Here is a 19,348-nt window from a genome sequence, read left to right as displayed (position 1 = left end):
TTTATTTTACAGCCATTATACATATAAAGTAATTAATTATTAAAAAGTCATCCTTTTTAATTGATAAGCATTATCAATAATAGGATAATAGGTATTAATAAGTAGTACATGTAGGAGGATTATTATGGATGATGTAATCATTATCGGTGGTGGACCAGCCGGTCTGTTCGCGAGCTTTTATTCTGGATTAAGAGGGATGAATGTAAGAATTATTGATATTCAAGATAAGCTAGGAGGTAAAATGCACGTGTATCCTGAAAAGATTATTTGGGATATCGGGGGATTGGCACCGAAACCTTGCTATGAAATTATACAAGATACTGTTAATCAAGGACTACATTTTAATCCTAAAGTAAATTTAGAGGAACGTGTGATAGATATTAGGAAATTGGCTGAACGTCATTTTGAAGTAGAGACCAATAAAGGAAATATATATAAATCCAAATCTGTTATTATCGCCATTGGTGGTGGCATCATTAATCCAAAACAACTTGATATCAAGGGAGCAGAAAGATATCAATTAACAAACTTACATTATGTTGTGCAATCTTTAAAACATTTTAAAAACAAAAACGTATTGATTTCAGGGGCAGGTAACTCTGCTCTAGATTGGGCAAATGATTTAAGTGGCTATGCTAAAAGTGTGACATTAATTTATCGAAAAGCGGATATCAAGGGTTATGAAGCAATGAAAAATATATTAGATGGATTGTCAGTAGAAAAGTTACCCAACACACATATCTATCAATTAATAGGAGACGTTACCCAGTCGCGTATAGAACAAGTGATATTGGAAAATATTGAAACAGGGGAACAAGAGGTACGTGCTTTTGATGAAGTCATCGTCAGTCATGGATTCGATAGAGAAAATACATTATTAGAACAATCTACAACTCAAGTTGATATGCATAGTGAATATAATATTAAAGGGTTTGGTAACACTGCAACGAGTATTGAAGGTCTATACGCTTGTGGTGATATTATTTATCATGAAGCAAAAGCACACTTAATCGCGAGTGCTTTTAGCGACGCAGCAAACGCAGCTAATCTAGCAAAGCTTTATGTTGAACCAGAAGCAGCTCCTGAAGGTTATGTATCGAGTCATAATGATGCATTCAAAGAATCTAATAAAGTAGTGATGAAAAAATATTTATAAATCATGGTTTAGCAGTCTGGGGGATGAAAATACATGGTTAAAATAAAGTACGAAGCGCCAACAGTACAAGATTATAGAAATATGAGAAAAAAAGCTGGGTTAAGTGAAAAATCACAAAAGGCGACAGAAAAAGGGATATCAAATGCATGCTTTGACATTACAATATATGATGATGACTTATTAATAGCGATGGGCAGAGTAATTGGAGATGGCGGTACTGCTTTTCAAATTATTGACATAGCAGTAGAACCACGTTATCAAGGTCAGGGTTATGGTAAACAGGTTATGACTAATATTATGAAATATATATCATCTGTTGCAGAAGATGGTACTTATGTGAGTTTAATGGCAGATTATCCTGCAGATCAATTGTATGAACAATTCGGATTTACGACTACGGAACCTCATTCTTGTGGGATGTATATCAAATACTAAATTTAAATATGTTGAAGAATGTTTAAATGCGAAGCAGTAGTTTAAAGATAGTTATCTATGAAACACACGTCCATTGCTCTATCATAAAGATAGAATCTGACGTGTGTGATGTTGTGCTAATTGATATCATTTTTTAATGATAATACAACGCGTTCACATTCAGAGTGAATGATACCAAACCATCTTTTAGAAAACTATACGGATTAATTTGCGAGATGCAAAGAGAGCTAATCCAGAACGGATTAGCTCTCTTATTTTGAGCATAGGTTTTATACCCTAAAAACTCACATTAATTTTGTTTTAGCAATGTAATGTTTATTTGGATTCTTTAACATTGACATCAGTTGCATTTGTTCTAGATCTTAAATCAGCTTCTATTTCTTCTAAACTACGTCCGCGTGTTTCTGGTAAGTATTTAATAACAAAGATTAAAGCACAGACACCGATAGCTGCAAAGATTAAGAAAACTTGTTCTACTGATAAAACATCAGTCAAAATAGGGAATAATTGCGCAACTAGTAAACTACCAATAGATAGTACTAAAGCAGCGATTCCTGTTGCAGCACCACGTGCACGCATTGGGAATAATTCTGGTAACATAACCCAAAGTACTGGTCCCCAAGTAAAACCAAAGAAGATGATGAAAAGCGTTAGACAAGCAACCATAATCCATGCAGAAGATTGGATACCAACTGTCCAAACTAATATTGCCATGATTAATAGTGAAGCTACCATACCAATATTACCGATGACTAATAATCGCTTACGATCTATTTTATCAATAATCATAATTGCTACAATCGTAATAAGGACGTTTACGGTACCAATACCAACTGTGCCTAATATAGAAGTTGCATTTCCAAGACCAGCTTTACTAAATATCGTTGGTGCGTAATAAATAATAGCGTTAATACCTATAATTTGTTGTAATAAAGCAAATACACTACCAATGATCAATGTTGGTCTTAACCAAGGTGATTTTAATACATTCCAAGTGCTTTCAGAAATAGCATTTATTTCTTTCATATCAGCAATTTCTTTATCAATTTCGCTTTCTTTAAATGTTAATTTCATAACGTCACGAGCAGCTTTTTCACTTCTGTGTTCAAGTAGCCATCTAGGGCTTTCAGGCATAAATGCTACACCGATTAATAGAATGAGTGAAGGTAATACTGCTAAACCGAGCATCCATCTCCATCCTTCGATTGGAGTGAAAGCATAGTTAATTAAATATGAAGATAAAATACCAATTGTAATCATTAATTGGTTTAAGGAACTTAACGAACCACGTTGTTCGGTAGGTGCCATTTCAGATAAATATACTGGTACGATTGCTGTTGAGCCACCGACAGCTAATCCGATAACAAGTCTACCAATTACTAATACTGGCATTGATGGTGCTAAGGCTAAAATTAATGCACCGACAATATAAATAATAGCGATAATAAATACAACACGTCTACGACCTAATCTATCAGACATAGGTCCACTCGCACCGGAGCCGAAGATAGCGCCGACTAACATCGATGCAACGACAAGTCCTTCAGTAAAACTATTTAACGGTATGTCATCTTTTATAAATAACAGTGCACCTGATATAACCCCCATGTCATAACCATAGAGTAATCCTCCCAATGCACCAAGGAAAAAGATGAGCTTTTTATTCACTTTGATTCCCATATTAACCCTCCTGATAATATTCAATAATAATAAGTATACGCTTTCATATTTTAATTGTAAATGTTAAAGTATAATAAATTTATCTATTGATATATATATTTATATGAATTGTAATATTTTTGTAGTTTAAATAAAAATGTATAGTTATATAAGTTGATATCAAATAAAACTCCGCACATCAATTTTTGTTTGATGTGCGGAGTTTTATAAAATCATCTTATGCGTCGAATTCGATAACAATTCTACCAGAATTATTATGTTGAAGCACTTCATCTATGCTGTTTTTAATATCTTTAAAGTTTATATTATGTTTTATATCATGTAATTGATCTGGTTTTAAATCTTTTGACAGACGACGCCAAATATGTTTCCGTTGTCTCATTTCTGTATATACAGAGTCAATACCTATAACGTTTACACCTCTTAATATGAAAGGAAAGACTGAACTATCGAATGTAGCGCCTCCTGTCATGCCAATGAGCGCAACGCTACCATTATAATTAAGTTGCTTAATGATTTGTGAAAAACTGTCACCACCAACTGGATCGATGACTGCTTGCCATGTGCGTTTACCTAAAGGTTTATTATCTTCTTTGTCAATTCTAGAAATAACATCTTTTGCACCTATGGTTTTAAGTGTTTCAGTAGCTTCAGTCTTACCTGTACTAGCGATCACATCATATCCAATGCTATTTAACATCATAATCGCTAATGTTCCTACACCACCTGTTGCACCTCTTACAAGCACTTGATCTTTTTCTACAGATAGTCCATTATGCTCTAATTTTTCAATTGCTAAACCAGCTGTGTAACCTGCTGTCCCATATATCATAGCTTCTTCAAGTGTGAGGTCTTTAGGTAAAGGTACAATCCATTCTTCTTTTACGCGAACATATTCACTAAAACCTCCGAAATGGTCTGTTCCTAAACCGTATCCTGTAACGATGACTTCATCTCCTGGTTCAAAAGCATGTGTGTCAGAGTGAGCTACCACACCTGCTAAATCGATGCCTGGCACCATTGGATAACTGTTAACAATTTTTGAATTGTCTAATGTAGCTAATGCATCTTTATAATTAATTCCAGAGTATTTCGTTTTAATCAACACTTCACCTTCTGGAAGATCATCTATTGTCATATCTTTAAATTCGCTTGTTACTTTGCCGTCTTGTTCATTGACCACAAAAGCTTTAAATGTTTTCGTCATTGCCTTATGGCACTCCCTTATGTATATATTTATGAACAATTAAAAAACTAGAACTACTTTATCATGATATTGTGAATTTCACAATAAGTGTAAAAGCGCTGATTTAAAAGTAAGCGTTTTAATTTTAACAATCGTAAACTTTATGTCATTTGACTATACTTTAAGTTGTCAAAAAAATATATTAAGTCGTATAGTAACATATTTAACATTTTAGTATACTAATTGACAAGATGGTAAAAAGGGGGCATGCAGTATGACAGATAATATTGAATTGGTAAAACAATCGGAAGTACATCGGTTAAGAGAAATTTGTATTACAACATTTAAACATACATTCAAAGAAGGTGGATATACACAGGAAGATTTTGAAACCTATTTTAAACAGGCATATAATGTGGAAACGTTACAAGACGAATTGAATAATAAACATTCATTCACATATTTTTATCTCAGCAATAATGAAATTGTAGGTTATTTTAAATTAAATATAGACGATGCACAAACTGAGGCAATGGGTGAATCCTACTTAGAAATTCAAAGAATATACTTTTTACCTCAATCACAAGGTGGAGGAAAAGGGAAAAATGTTTTTGATTTTGCAATTAAAAAAGCACGCGAGTTGTATAAAACGAAAATTTGGTTAGGTGTATGGGAATATAATGAAAAAGCATTAAACTTTTATAAAAAACAAGGCCTACGTATAACAGGTTCCCATGAATTTCATACTGGTAACGTGGTAGATACAGATTTAATAATGGAAAAAAACATATAGCAGCTTTTGAAAAAGTCATTTATCCTGTAATCTGTTCAATTATCTTGGCGCATTGTATTCCTATTGCAAAAGCTAGATATTAAATTAAAGTTTCTATTTTTTAAGTTTTTGTAAAAATTATATTTATTTCAAAAAAAGTTTTGATAAAAGGTGTTTATTTTAATAATAATAGTGAATAACATAATAATTCTCATTTATCCTATTTGTTAAACACATTACATAATTTTAAATTAGGCAATGGGAAGGACACAACTAAGGAGGCTTATTATATGAAGAAGTTATTAGCAGGTTTTCTTACACTTACATTAGCACTTGCTGCTTGTTCTAATGGTAGTGATGACAATGGCGGTAGTAAAGACGATAGTTCGAAAGACAAACAGTCTTCCGATGACAAATCAAAAGACTCAAAAGATTCTAAGAGCGATGACAAAAAGGACAATGATAGTTCCGATAAAGATTCAGATAGTAATTCGGACAACAAATCAGACAGTGATGCTGATAAAAATAGTTCTGACTCAGACTCTAGTTCTAACTCTGATGATAGCAGCAATTCTGGAAACAGTGACAATGCCAATGATAGTTCGACTAACGGTTCCAACGGCAGTGATAGCAATAGCGATAATTCAAATAATGATAACAATTCAAGCAATGCGGATAGCAATGAGAGTACAGCAAGTAATGCAAATAGTAATGCTGATCAAGCATCTAATAGTGCAAGTAATTCAAATGCGGGCAACACAGGTAACAGTGGTGCTTCTCAATATGTGGCACCTTATCAAGGTCAAAATGCAGTGCCAGTCGCACAAAACATTACTTCAGGTAGCACTGACGCACAAACAGCTTTACAGTCATTGCCTAATTTCCAAAACGCTTTAGACAATGCAACTGCTGAAGTCAATGCGTTAAATGGCCAATCAAATCCTTATAATGATTATGCTATTGAAGGAAGCGAAGGGAATTATAGCTATATCTTTAGCTTCCAAAACCAAGCACAACCTGGTAGTTATTCAATTGTAACTGTTGACCAACAAGGAACTGTTAGAGTAGTTGATCCAGCTTACCAACAATAAAAGCATCATAAAATAACGTGATTTTTATACGTATTATAAAAAAGTGGCAAGTAGAAAGCATTAACTTCTAACTTGCCACTTTTTAATTTGGTAAAATTTTCTTTATGTGCGAATCGTTCGAGTATGATTCCTTTAAATGCATTTTATATTTAAATAAAAGCACCAAAACCAATATTCATAATTTAAACTTTGAATTTTAAATTAGAATAACAAATTGTTGGTTGTATATGTGATGATTAGTTTAATTTATTGGAATTAATCGACTTTTGAATAATATGTGAAATCGTTTCAAAGGCATGGTTGTCTTTATTTATAAACGGATTAGCATGTATATCTTTCATTTGGTGACTGATTAAATCATTTAAGAGCGCTTTTGAATCACTATATCTAACTGTAGAAAGAGAATGCATAACATCTTCATAAACACCGCGTTCACTCACATATTTTTCATGATCAGGCGTATATTGGCAGACAGTTTTATCAATCGTAAGTGCATCAAAAATAAGTGAAGAATAGTCTGTTAATACTGTATCTGATACTAACAATAAATCTTGAACTTCAATATGTGATGGCGCAATGATAGCATTTTCAGGTATATAGTTAGATTGGTCGTTGATATGCCCTTTAAAGATAACATTATATTTATTCAATAAGCCATCACTCATTGGTAACAAATCGGTTGCTTCATTTGCTGCTTTCCATGTAGGAACATAAAGTAATGTTTGTTTTTGAGGATCTAGTTTTAATTCTTTCTTTATAAATGAGATATATGGTTGATCAGATTGTTTATCTAACAGATATCTAATTCTCGGATACCCACAATTTAATAAGTGTGTGTGTTGTTGTGGAAACGCAGACTTGAAATGTTCCATAATGGCTCCGGAATCACTGATGAAGTAATCTTGTTGCAACCATTTATTATATTTGCGTGCACGATAATTATAGATATTGAGATTCTCATTAGGTTCATGACTATCTAAAAATAGTTTTTTAATAGGTGTGCCATGCCATAGTTGTATAATTGTACCATTTGGTTTGATATCATCAGGGATATCGTTTTCTAAAATAACCACACTTGCTGTTTCTATTAGATTTTTTGATTTCGCGTCATTTGGATCGATAAAATTAGGGCCATTTACATCATTCGTTATAAAAAATATAGGTAATTTAGAAAAGTACTTTGCAAAATGATTAAATAAATAGCGAGAATTACCTCGAAATCCATAATCAAAACCTAAAAAGACGATATGATTTTTAACTTTCGATTTATCTTTCTTATAAATATAACTGCTTTCATAATGTTTTTTTTCGTAATGACGATGAACTAAAGTATAAATCCAATGTGGAAGTTTGAATTTAGTATTTTTAAGCACTTTATCTGTAAATCGAATGTCGTCATGATTAGGCGCTAGTGTTTCACTATTTTTAAATGGTATCGAGTGTTTATGTTCAAAGGCTAATTTGTTTAAATTGAATTTAGTAGTGTTTAATGGCGTGAATGCTTGAATGTAATCCCATATAGCACTACTGGTTGTAAAAGCATGTTTGAAATTGAAAACGACATGGCTATCTGTTACGACATCATCTTGCAATAGTGATAATAATGCTAAGTCAAATATATTATTAATGGTATAATTGTTTATTATTTTTTGAGTGGTTTCTATATGGAAAATAATATTTGGAAAATGATTTAGATTATCCATCCAATCATTAAAAGTGATTTCGGGTTTACCAAAATATCGGCAATCATTTAAATATTGTTGATTGATTGTATAATCTGCAACGATAGTGACCGGTTTTAGTGTAACTGCGTCTAACATCGATTGATAAATTTCACTATTTTGATCTATATATACAAAGTGAGTATATCCTTGTGCTGTAGCTTTCTCAAGGTCCTTTACGAAAAGGTCCCACGTTGAAACTTCTATTTGCTTTATCATTTATAATCCCTCGATTTAAATATTATTATCCTTATTTTATCATTTAATACGTCATAGATAAAAGAAACTTCAATATTCATATTAGGATTGAAGAATTGCGTTTGAGATGATGTATATTCAATTGGAATTTATTAGAAAAATAAAAAACTTTAATTTTAGGCTATTAATTTTTTGGAAATTATTGTATTTTACTTAAAGTAGATGTTATAATTTATGTGAAATAATTCACAAATGGAAGATGATTAATTAATTTAAGTATAGGAAGTGAGTATAAATGTTTGTAGAAAGTATTAACCCCTTTAACAATGTATTATTATCCAGTATTGTAGCCGCTATCCCTATCATTTTATTTTTATTATGCTTAACCATTTTCAAAATGAAAGGGATATATGCGTCAATTACGACATTAGTAGTTACATTGATACTTGCAATAACGATATTCAAATTGCCTATGAATATCGCAACAGGTGCATCAATTGAAGGATTTTTCCAAGGCATCATTCCAATTGGTTATATTGTGATTATGGCAGTGCTGTTATATAAAGTTACAAATGAAACTGGGCAATTTGATAAGATTCAAGATAGTATTGCGAGTGTATCGCAAGATCATCGTATTCAATTATTGCTCATAGGTTTTGCGTTTAATGGATTTTTAGAAGGTGCAGCAGGTTTTGGTGTGCCGATTGCCATATGTGCCTTGTTATTAACTCAATTAGGCTTTAAACCTTTAGAAGCTGCAATGTTATGTTTAATTGCTAATGCTTCAGCTGGTGCATTTGGAGCAATTGGCTTGCCTGTAACAGTGATTGATACACTTGGTTTACCAAGTGATGTTACAGGATTTGCGGTTTCTCAAATGTCTGCTTTAACTTTATCGATTATGAATATGTTTATCCCATTTTTATTAGTATGGATTATTGACGGTTTTAAAGGTATTAAAGAAACGTTACCAGCAATCCTTATTGTTGGTGGAACTTTTACGATATTACAAGCTTTGATTACGGTGTTTATTGGACCAGAACTAGCTGATATTATCCCACCGTTAGTATCAATGTTAGCGTTAGCCTTATATTCTAAAAAACATCAGCCTAAAAATATATTTAGGTTGAAAGATAGTGGAGAACCTAAGTCTATTGTAAAACATAATTTTAAAACTTTAATATATGCATGGAGTCCATTTGTGATTTTAACAGCATTAGTTATGATTTGGAGTGCACCACAATTTAAAGCGTTGTTCTCACCTAATGGTGCGTTGAGCGCATTAGTATTTAATATTCAACTACCAGGTACGTATAGTGACATTGCTGACAAAGCAATTACATTACCACTCAATATCATTGGACAAACTGGTACAGCGATTTTATTAGTAATTTTAATAACTATATTAATGTCAAAACAAGTGAACATGCTTGATGCAACACGCTTATTAAAATTAACTTTTAAAGAATTATGGTTACCTATTATTACAATTTGTATTATTTTAATTATTTCTAAATTGATGACTTATGCAGGTTTAAGTAATGCTTTAGGTGAAGGTATTGCTAAAGCAGGATCAATCTTCCCGCTATTGTCACCTATCTTAGGTTGGATTGGCGTATTTTTAACTGGTTCTGTGACAAATAATAATACACTATTTGCTCCGATACAGTCAGCGGTAGCTAATAATATTGGTACAAGCGGTGCATTGCTTGTATCTGCAAATACAGTAGGTGGTGTAGCAGCGAAATTAATTTCACCACAATCCATTGCGATTGCAACTGCATCTGTACAACAAGTAGGTAAAGAATCAGAGTTATTAAAAATGACGTTACGCTATAGTTTTGCATTTATTATCTTTATATGTTTATGGACTTTCATGTTGAACTTTATCATTCATTAAAGCATCATCGTGGTTATGGTTGTTAGTAAGATGCCTGTGATTATGGCATATTACAGATGATTAAGTTTATTGTAATAAAATATAAAGATCGAAATAAAAAAGAAGCCGTTTGGCTTCTTTTTTTATTTCGATGCAATCATCATTTGAAAGTAATGGTAGACTGAATCTGATGAAAATAATTGGACGGTTTGATACCCATTTTCTATGATGGATTGTTTATTAAATTCCTGATTGATAAGTCTGAGTAGTTTATTAGAAAGATCTTTTACATTTCCATGCGATACGAGGTATCCATTGACGTTATTTTGTATCAGAGCGTCTGGTCCTGCATTACCATCAAAACTAACCACGACATTACCTTGATTCATAGCTTCTAAAATTACCATTCCGAACCCTTCATTACGAGAAGGGACGACTGTAATATCACTTTTAGCTAATTTTTCGTTTAATTGCTGAGTTGAACCATAAAGTTTTACGATATCTGCTAGTTGGTGTTCTATGACTAATTGTTGTAAAAGCTCATGCTCTTTTCCGTCACCATAGATGTGTATTTGATATTTAAAACGTCTGACTTCTTGTTGAATAGGTATGATACTTTGAATTAATAGGTCGAACCCTTTTTCGTATTCTAGTCGTCCTGCGGCAGTAATGATTTTTTCTTTTGATATTGAGAGACGGGGCTCATTTAAAATGTTGGGTATGACATAAACAGGAGTTTGAACAAAAGATTCATATTTACTTTTATCACTTTCTGTTAGTGTGGTTATTTTGTCTAAATATTGATAAGCATCTAAGATTTCTTGTTGTAGGGCATCGTTATGTGCTTCAAAATTCATATGTTCCATACCTATTTTCTCTACATTTTGTGGACCATAGTGAGCAATTAATATATTAAAACTCGCACGTGTACCAATGAGCATATCAGTGGAAACATTGCGTATTGCTTGAATCATTTTCTTTTCTATATAATGTGAAAACTGATAAAGACCTGGTTCATATTGTGAAATTAATTTTGGTCTAGAAAACGGAGTGTATTTGCGGATTCTATTAAAAAATATAGCTTTAATATTTAAAAAATGTAACTGATAGTCTGTTAAAGCACGAACTTTAATAGATTTATGTAGTTTGAAATAAGGTTTAGAAGCCCCCTTGAAAACGGAAATGATTTCAACCTTATGACCTTTTTCGGCTAAAACATTAGCTAATTGAGAAATAGATTTAACAGTACCACCCATAGCATAAACATTATGCGTAAAAAAAGTGATAGATTTCATTGGAATACCTCCAAAAGTATAAGAATTAAATTAAAATTTATTATAGCATGAAATTTAAGAGAGTGATAAAGTAATGAATGTTATGTGTGACACAATGTAATTTGATTTTAAGTGTCTAATGTTAATTGCAATTTAAGTCGTCTCATAGCTATTATAGTTAACAGGTATTAACATAATTTGAGTAGAATTACTGAAAGCCCTTTTTTCATAGGACAATAACGTATATAATTAGAAGTGTAACAAAAGATTCTGCTATTTTTTTAACATTTAGTATAATTATAGTAGATTAAGATTTAAATTATTCACTATAGAAAACGCTTTATCATGGCTGTGATTTTCCTAGATAAAGATAACGTGTCTATAAACATATATAAAAGGGGGACTGTGTTTGTTATGAGTAAACAACATAGCAAAACAGATGTCATATTAATTGGCGGCGGTATCATGAGCGCAACACTAGGAACGTTATTAAAAGAACTTGCACCTGAGAAAGATATTAAAATGTTTGAAAGATTATCTACACCAGCAGAAGAAAGTTCAAATGCGTGGAATAATGCAGGAACAGGGCATTCTGCATTATGCGAATTAAATTATACAAACGAAAACAAAGATGGATCAATCGATATTTCTAAAGCTGTTAAAATTAATGAACAGTTTCAAATTACAAAGCAATTTTGGAATTATCTTGTTAAGCAAGGTCAATTATCAAAACCTGAAGCCTTTATTAAGCCTGTGCCGCATATGAGTTTTGTACAGGGTGTACGCAATGTAGATTTTTTAAGAAGACGTGTAGAAAGATTAAATAAAAATATTTTATTTAGTAATATGGAAATTACAGATGACAAAGCGCAAATTTCTGAATGGGCACCGTTGATTATGGAAGGGCGTACATCCAATATACCAATGGCTATTACATATGATAAAACGGGGACAGATGTGAATTTTAGTGCGTTAACAAAAAAATTATTTTCAAATTTAGAAGATAAACATGTAGAACTTAATTACGAACATGAAGTAGAAAACCTAAGTCAACGTAAGGATGGCACTTGGGAAGTTAAAGTGAAAGATTTGAAAACGGATGAAGTGACAATAGTGGAAAGTGATTTTGTGTTTATTGGTGCCGGTGGTGCTAGTTTACCTTTATTACAAAAAACAGGTATCAAGGAATCTAAACATATTGGTGGATTCCCAGTAAGTGGTCTGTTCTTAGTATGTAGAGATGAGGCTATCACATCAAAACATCTTGCTAAAGTTTATGGAAAAGCAGCTGTTGGTGCGCCGCCAATGTCAGTACCACATTTAGATACACGCTATATTGATGGCAAACGTACATTATTGTTTGGGCCATTTGCTGGTTTTTCACCTAAATTTTTAAAGACTGGTTCAAATATGGATTTAATAAAATCAGTGAAACCAAACAACCTTATTACAATGCTATCGGCAGGAATTAAAGAAATGAACTTAACTAAATATTTAATTTCTCAACTCACATTATCAAATGAAGAGAGAATGGAAGATTTACGTCAATTTGTGCCAAATGCAAAAAGCGAAAACTGGGAAATTGTGGTTGCTGGACAACGTGTACAAGTCATTAAAGATACAGATAAAGGAAAAGGCACGTTACAATTTGGTACAGAAGTCATTACTTCCGAAGATGGTTCTTTAGCAGCATTGTTAGGTGCCTCTCCAGGTGCTTCAACTGCTGTTGACATCATGTTAGATGTACTTCAACGTTGTTATAAACAAGAATTTAACAATTGGGAAGAAAAAGTTAAAGAAATAGTGCCTTCATTCGGTATGAAATTATCGGAAAATGAAGCTCTATACACTCAAATTAATAAAGAAATAACTAAAAACTTAAAGATTAATTAATAGATATAGTACACTCATTTTAACAAATGAGAAGCTTGGGAGATAAATAGCCATAGTCAAAGTAAGAGCGCTAATCCACAAAGGATTAGCGCTTTTTTGTATTTAAAATCTCAAGGTTTTAATTGTGTATGTTTGCTAGAAAATATTGTAGCCTGTTATGAGCTTTAACTCATAAAATTCATAGGTATCAACTCACTTGTTACATTATTATTTATGGATGGTAACAATGAATGTCGTACCTTCATATTTCGTACTTGCTACTTCAATTGTACCATTGTGTAATTCAAAAATTGCTTTCGCAATAGCTAAGCCTAAGCCATTGCTATTATCATGATTGCTTGCTTTATAGAAACGCTCAAATAGACGAGATTGGGTTTCTGGTGTCATGCCTTGACCATCATCAGTGATATTAAAATGAATTTGATCGGTATCATGTGTGAGTGTAATATCAATTGTACCCCCTTGTTCAGAATATTTGATCGCGTTCGTTATTAAGTTTTGAAAAGCTTGATTTAGTAAGCGCTCATTCCCAATTATAGATACATTAGCTAAATCAGACATAATGATTAAATCTTTTTGATTCGTCGCAAATTGTTCATGGCGTATAATCTGTTTAATCAGTTTATTAAGTTCGATGTTGTCAGTTAATTCTAGATGTTCGCCATTATCAATTTCTGATAATAATAAAAGTTCTTTGGTTAATTCACTGAGCTGTGTTGTAATTTGGTATATTTCATCGATATATTGTTCACGAGCTGTTGCGTCTTTAGCGAATTTTAATTGATCAAGTAAATGATGAATATGTGTTAATGGTGTTTTGATCTCATGTGAAACATTTTGAACAAAGTGCTGTCTCATGTCATCGACTTGTTTTAAAGAGAGTCTCATTTTATCAAATCGATATTGTAATGTGCCAAATTCATCATTACGTTTAATGTCTATCGGTACATCAAAATTGCCTTCCATTAACCTTTCAGTCGCTTGTTTTAACTGTTGTATCGGTTTAATAATCATATAAGTTGAAGAAATAACCCAAATGATTGAGATGACTAATAAGAGTGTAATTAATATGACTAAGAAAATTCTAAATTCACTAAAAGTTTTTCCGATGTCTGGTCTCATAAAAACAGCATAATTTTGACCATTGGATTGAAATTGCACACCCACAGTATTTTGAGTAGTATTTTCAAAAAATCCAGTGATAAAAGGGTTGTAGGGCAAATTTCTTATCCCATGATAATCATGGCCATTTAACACAGATTTAATGTTTTTAGAGTCAACATTATCTTTTCTAAATGCAGTGCCATAATAAGCCTTTTTGCCATTTTCTGAGACGGTCATCACTTGATAATTCATTTGTCCAAGATGTTTGAAAAAGGGTTTTGGCATTTGTATCTTAGATTCTTTTTCATAGGAAATAGCATCTTTTAATGTTCTCATTATTTTTGCATCATTATTCTCTTTTAAATGATTGTGATAAATAATGTTAGTTAATAGAAAACTAAGCAATGCACTGGATAGTAAAATGACGACAGTATAAATAGCAATACGTGAATATAGTGATTTAAACATTGTCATCAACCTTGTATCCTAAGCCACGTACTGTATGAATCGTAATCGTAGCTCCTAACTTTGACAATCGCTTTCTCAAACGCTTAATGTGTACGTCAACGGTCCGTTCATCACCTTCATAGTCAAAGCCCCAAATTTTTTCAATCAAATCGTCACGGTTAAATACTTGTTTTGGATGTGAAGCAAGTAAGAATAAGAGTTGAAACTCTTTATTTGGTAAATTCATTGATTTAGTAGAAGATTGAAGTTCTAAATAAGCTTGATTGAGCGTGAGATTTCCAACTTTCAATTCATTATTAGCATTTATATTATACCGTTTTAATACTGCTTTTATTCTAAAGATAAGCTCTTTTACTTCAAATGGCTTAGTAACATAATCGTCTGTACCAGTTAAATAGGCTTGTTCCTTATCACTAAGTGCGTCTCTTGCTGTTAACATAATGACAGGCATTTCAAAATCTTCTTTTAAAACTTTACATAGTTCAAAACCACTCATGCCAGGCATCATTACATCGACGATAGCAATATCAACCTGATGTGTATCTAAATACGACAGTGCGTTTTCAGCACTTGATTGTGTCACAACATCTAGTCCTTCTCGTGAAATATAATTTGAAACATATTCTAAAATTTTACTGTCATCATCGACAATTAAACAAGTTGTCATGCTCAAAATCTCCTTAATCATTTTACAGACATTATATATGGAAAAATTTAACTTAACAAATAGGAAATAATTTAAAAAGTTAATCATAGTTCATATTGAGTTCATATAAAGACCTTAAACTTTAAATATAAGTTCTTGAAAGGGAGTGAAACACTATGAAATTGGCATGGCAAGAGATAAAATATTATAAATTTCGTTATATATTAATCATGTTAATTATATTGTTATTAGGTGTTATGGTTTTATTTATTAGTGGGTTGGCACAAGGTTTAGCAAGAGAAAATATTTCTATGTTAGATAATATGAAGTCAGAAAAATATGTGATGCAAAATAACAAAACACCACAAATCGAAAAATCAATTATTAAACCAGAACAGCAAGAGAAAATTGAAGATATTAGTGGACAGTCACCTTTAAAAATAGCATCTCAAACTTTGAAAATTGATAAAGATGAAGAAGATGTTGTTATGACGAATACAGTGAAAAATGAAAAACCAGAATTGTCAGAAGGACATTATCCTAAAAAAGACAATGAAGTTGCAATTAATAGTAAATTAACTGCAAGTGGGGTAGATGTTGGAGACAACATTAAAATTAAAGACGGTGAAACGTTAAAAGTATCAGGTATTTTGGATGACACAATGTATGCTCATAGTTCAGTGGTTATGATGAATAATAGTGGATTTGATAAATTGAATAAAAATGTAAGTACCGTTTATCCAATTCAAGATATGTCACAAAAACAGATAAATAAATTAGAAGATATTAATGGTATCGATGTATTTACGGAAGACGATATCACAAGTGAAATACCGAGTTATCAAGCAGAACAAGCACCACTTAATATGATGATAGTTAGCTTGTTTGTCATTTCTGCTATAGTTCTCAGTGCATTCTTCTATGTTATGACGATACAAAAAATTCCAGAAATCGGTATTTTAAAAGCAATTGGTATCAAGACAAGACATTTACTAAGTGCTTTAGTATTACAAATATTAATAACTACAATGGTTGCAGTGATAATTGCTGTTGCATTAATTAGTGGTTTATCATTAATAATGCCAATTTCTATGCCTTTCCACGTAACTGTTGCGAATATATTATTAGTCGTAGGCATTTTCATCGTTGTTGCAATTGTTGGCGCAGCACTATCATTTATTAAATTATTTAAAGTAGATCCTATTGAAGCTATCGGAGGTGGAGAATAATGAGTTTACAAGTTAAAGATATAAAAAAATCCTTTGGGAAAGGTTCTTCCGAAACTAAAGTTTTAAAAGGGATTAATTTTGAAGTGAATGAAGGAGAATTTGTAATTTTAAACGGTGCTTCAGGCTCAGGTAAAACAACGCTTTTAACTATTTTAGGTGGGCTATTGTCACAAAGTGGTGGTGAAATATTATATAATGGTGAGCATTTATATGATAGTGATAAAAAAGCTTCTGAGCTAAGACTTAATGAAATTGGTTTTATATTTCAATCTTCACACTTAGTACCTTATTTAAAAGTTAAAGATCAGTTAACAACAATAGGTAAAGAAGCAGGTATGTCTAAAAAAGAAGCCACTGATAGATCAGAAAAACTATTAACACAAATCGGTTTAGCAGAACAGCTCAACGTATTTCCACACACACTTTCAGGCGGACAAAAGCAACGTGTAGCCATCATGAGATCATTGATGAATCATCCGAAAATAATCTTAGCTGACGAACCAACTGCAAGTTTAGACGCTGAACGTGCCACAGAAGTGATAGATATGATTAAAAATCAAATTCAAAGTAAAAATATGATTGGTATTATGATAACGCACGATAAAAGACTATTTGATTATGCTGATAGAGTCATCGAATTAGATGATGGTGTCATCGTTGATCAATAGTATAATTAAATGAACCGTAATATAATTATGATTCCTAAATTAATGGAGTGGGACAGAAATCTTTTAATAAAATTAGACTTCTGTCCCACTCTTTTTCTATGAAGAAAACACTATGTTCTATTGTAAAAAGGATGCACAAATTATTTTGTGTATAGTGGCTTTAAATGGATGGAATATGCCACAACGCCATCATACTTGCCCAAAATAACACTACAAAGTAACAAGTTAGTAAAAGCTTATATTGGTACATGATTGCTAAAAAATCCCTAATTAATGCAATTTCAAAGAAATGATAAGGTGTATGACTGCCGACACCTTTTAAGTTGAGGTTTAATTTTTGTCCAAACCTTAAAGCGCGCATAATATGAAATTGACTTGTGACACATAGGATACTTGGTTCATATCTATATAATTGTTGAATGAGCACTTTTGTATATTTAAGGTTTTCTAAAGTGCTCGTAGACTGGTCTTCAAGTACTATCATTGAAGGATTAATATTTCTTTGTACTAAGTATCGATACATAGCCAAGGCCTCTGAAATTGGTTCGTCAGGACCTTGTCCACCACTTACAATGAGTCGAGCATTTGGATTTAAATGGTGTAATGCTATAGCTTTGTTTAATCTTTTAGCTAGCATAGGTGTTACTTGATCAGTAAAAATACCTGCGCCTAATACCAATATGACATCAAAGTCTTCTTTGTATGTAACATTTGAAAATGCAGATGTGCAAAGCGCATAACAAATGAAGGTGAAACATGCACTAAATGCAATAGCAGCTAACCAATAAAAAATCACATTGATACCTACAGGTATTAGACTAATATAAGCACAAGCAATCATAAACAGTAATACTCTATATGCAATAGCATACAAACGGCGCAAAAAAAGTGCGCTTAATCTATGTTTAAATAAATGATGATGTTTGATGTGTATTAACAACACGCCAACAAACATAGTGAATATGAGTGGCATAGGCAAAGATAACTTACCTACATGTAAGATGATTACAAAGTAACCTAAAATAATTTGAATTACAAAAAAAGTTAAATTAGTAGTGAATTTGAAATTTTTAATCATAGCAATAAAACCACATAAAATAATTAAACTTATAATTAAAGACAACGTATACATGGTTCACCCCGAAAGTTTATAATATTTTAAATGTAGAGCAATTATTAAAATTAATCAAATTTTAATGGTATTGTATTTTGTAATTTTGCTAGATTTAACAATTAAAAAACGCAGTGAATACAAATTTCTGCTTTTATACCATCTCGAATATTGATATTATAAACATAATATAAAAAAAATAACGTTTACTTATGTGAGCTAGAATAGTAGAGGTGCGAGAAGTTATGGTTAAAAATTTAAGTAGTCATATTGATTTTATGGGTGAATTTATAAATGATGTGAATACTTTGTTAGCTAAATTGTTAAAAGAATTAAGAGAAGACTATAACGTATCAAAAGAGCAAGCCAATGTTATATTAATGTTAGAAAACGAAAAAACCATGACGCTAACTGAAATAACTGAAAGACAAGGCGTAAATAAAGCTGCCGTTAGCCGGAGAATCAAAAAATTAATACAAGCAGAAGTAGTTCAATGGGAGAAAGCAGAAGAAAATACAGATCAAAGATTAAAATATATTAAATTAACAGAAAGAGGCAAACAATTTAATAAACAAAGTAAGGAAATTATCAATACGATTGTCAGTGATATTTTACACGACTTGTCTGATGAACAAATCGAACAAGCACGTTATGTTTTAGAAATTATTGACCAAAGATTAAAAAATTTCAATTTGAAGCACAGTATTTAATAGTATAAGCAATGAAAGTATTTAAAAGCAAAGCTAAATACATTTAATTAAAATCATGATTCAACAACCGGAATGACGTACCCAAATTAAAATGATTCATTTGAAGTGCATAATTAAAAGCTTAAGC

The 19,348-nt window shown here is 31.8% G+C and carries 16 protein-coding genes; 9 read left to right on the top strand and 7 right to left on the bottom strand.

Features of this window, described 5'->3' with window-relative positions:
* Window positions 1-124 precede the first annotated feature (124 nt).
* Window positions 125-1,156 (top strand): NAD(P)/FAD-dependent oxidoreductase, encoded by a 1,032-nt coding sequence (locus tag HMPREF2586_RS02165; RefSeq protein WP_019468852.1) that lies wholly within the window; start codon window positions 125-127, stop codon window positions 1,154-1,156.
* 33 nt (window positions 1,157-1,189) lie between these two features.
* Window positions 1,190-1,591: a GNAT family N-acetyltransferase gene (locus HMPREF2586_RS02160; RefSeq protein ID WP_064209331.1), complete on the top strand. Its 402-nt coding sequence runs from the start codon at window positions 1,190-1,192 to the stop codon at window positions 1,589-1,591.
* A gap of 315 nt (window positions 1,592-1,906) precedes the next feature.
* Here HMPREF2586_RS02160 and HMPREF2586_RS02155 read toward each other — a convergent pair whose 3' ends face one another.
* Window positions 1,907-3,271, bottom strand: a complete 1,365-nt coding sequence (locus HMPREF2586_RS02155) for a glucose transporter GlcP (RefSeq protein WP_176745319.1) — start codon at window positions 3,269-3,271, stop codon at window positions 1,907-1,909.
* Between the two features lie 217 nt (window positions 3,272-3,488).
* Complete coding sequence (locus HMPREF2586_RS02150) at window positions 3,489-4,478, bottom strand: acrylyl-CoA reductase family protein (protein WP_070657937.1); 990 nt, start codon at window positions 4,476-4,478, stop codon at window positions 3,489-3,491.
* A 253-nt stretch (window positions 4,479-4,731) separates the two neighbouring features.
* Between HMPREF2586_RS02150 and HMPREF2586_RS02145 the strand changes: the two genes are divergently transcribed.
* Window positions 4,732-5,250 (top strand): GNAT family N-acetyltransferase, encoded by a 519-nt coding sequence (locus tag HMPREF2586_RS02145; protein WP_019468856.1) that lies wholly within the window; start codon window positions 4,732-4,734, stop codon window positions 5,248-5,250.
* A 269-nt stretch (window positions 5,251-5,519) separates the two neighbouring features.
* Window positions 5,520-6,320, top strand: a complete 801-nt coding sequence (locus HMPREF2586_RS02140) for a hypothetical protein (RefSeq protein ID WP_046208539.1) — start codon at window positions 5,520-5,522, stop codon at window positions 6,318-6,320.
* 236 nt (window positions 6,321-6,556) lie between these two features.
* Here the strand turns inward: HMPREF2586_RS02140 and HMPREF2586_RS02135 are convergent, their stop codons facing one another.
* Complete coding sequence (locus HMPREF2586_RS02135) at window positions 6,557-8,260, bottom strand: CDP-glycerol glycerophosphotransferase family protein (RefSeq protein ID WP_046208538.1); 1,704 nt, start codon at window positions 8,258-8,260, stop codon at window positions 6,557-6,559.
* A 274-nt stretch (window positions 8,261-8,534) separates the two neighbouring features.
* Here HMPREF2586_RS02135 and HMPREF2586_RS02130 point away from each other — a divergent pair, with 274 nt between their 5' ends.
* A complete protein-coding gene (locus tag HMPREF2586_RS02130; protein WP_019468859.1) occupies window positions 8,535-10,139 on the top strand; it encodes an L-lactate permease in 1,605 nt (534 codons plus the stop codon).
* 122 nt (window positions 10,140-10,261) lie between these two features.
* Here the strand turns inward: HMPREF2586_RS02130 and HMPREF2586_RS02125 are convergent, their stop codons facing one another.
* Window positions 10,262-11,413: a glycosyltransferase family 4 protein gene (locus tag HMPREF2586_RS02125; protein ID WP_064209334.1), complete on the bottom strand. Its 1,152-nt coding sequence runs from the start codon at window positions 11,411-11,413 to the stop codon at window positions 10,262-10,264.
* Between the two features lie 393 nt (window positions 11,414-11,806).
* On the opposite strand from HMPREF2586_RS02125, the gene mqo reads away from it, so the two are divergent.
* Window positions 11,807-13,285, top strand: coding sequence for a malate dehydrogenase (quinone) (mqo, locus tag HMPREF2586_RS02120; RefSeq protein WP_046208536.1), 1,479 nt, complete (start codon window positions 11,807-11,809; stop codon window positions 13,283-13,285).
* 207 nt (window positions 13,286-13,492) lie between these two features.
* Here mqo and HMPREF2586_RS02115 read toward each other — a convergent pair whose 3' ends face one another.
* Complete coding sequence (locus HMPREF2586_RS02115; RefSeq protein WP_070658095.1) at window positions 13,493-14,857, bottom strand: sensor histidine kinase; 1,365 nt, start codon at window positions 14,855-14,857, stop codon at window positions 13,493-13,495.
* The gene (locus HMPREF2586_RS02110) at window positions 14,850-15,524 is read right to left on the bottom strand and encodes a response regulator transcription factor (RefSeq protein ID WP_019468863.1); all 675 of its coding nucleotides are present in this window, start codon (window positions 15,522-15,524) and stop codon (window positions 14,850-14,852) included. The genes HMPREF2586_RS02115 and HMPREF2586_RS02110 overlap by 8 nt, the downstream gene beginning before the upstream one ends.
* 155 nt (window positions 15,525-15,679) lie before the next feature.
* On the opposite strand from HMPREF2586_RS02110, the gene HMPREF2586_RS02105 reads away from it, so the two are divergent.
* The gene (locus HMPREF2586_RS02105) at window positions 15,680-16,732 is read left to right on the top strand and encodes an ABC transporter permease (RefSeq protein ID WP_064209335.1); all 1,053 of its coding nucleotides are present in this window, start codon (window positions 15,680-15,682) and stop codon (window positions 16,730-16,732) included.
* Window positions 16,732-17,400, top strand: a complete 669-nt coding sequence (locus HMPREF2586_RS02100) for an ABC transporter ATP-binding protein (protein WP_019468865.1) — start codon at window positions 16,732-16,734, stop codon at window positions 17,398-17,400. Before HMPREF2586_RS02105 ends, HMPREF2586_RS02100 begins: the two co-directional genes overlap by 1 nt.
* Before the next feature lie 160 nt (window positions 17,401-17,560).
* Here HMPREF2586_RS02100 and HMPREF2586_RS02095 read toward each other — a convergent pair whose 3' ends face one another.
* Window positions 17,561-18,532, bottom strand: coding sequence for a YdcF family protein (locus tag HMPREF2586_RS02095; protein ID WP_019468866.1), 972 nt, complete (start codon window positions 18,530-18,532; stop codon window positions 17,561-17,563).
* Window positions 18,533-18,756: 224 nt separating this feature from the next.
* Here HMPREF2586_RS02095 and HMPREF2586_RS02090 point away from each other — a divergent pair, with 224 nt between their 5' ends.
* Window positions 18,757-19,221 carry a MarR family transcriptional regulator TcaR gene (locus tag HMPREF2586_RS02090; RefSeq protein WP_019468867.1) on the top strand — a complete coding sequence of 155 codons (465 nt, stop codon included), beginning with the start codon at window positions 18,757-18,759 and terminating at the stop codon, window positions 19,219-19,221.
* Window positions 19,222-19,348: the final 127 nt, after the last annotated feature.

The sequence above is a fragment of the Staphylococcus sp. HMSC034G07 genome, assembly GCF_001835975.1.
Lineage (GTDB): Bacteria > Bacillota > Bacilli > Staphylococcales > Staphylococcaceae > Staphylococcus > Staphylococcus ureilyticus.
This window is presented reverse-complemented; position numbering and strand designations above follow the sequence as displayed.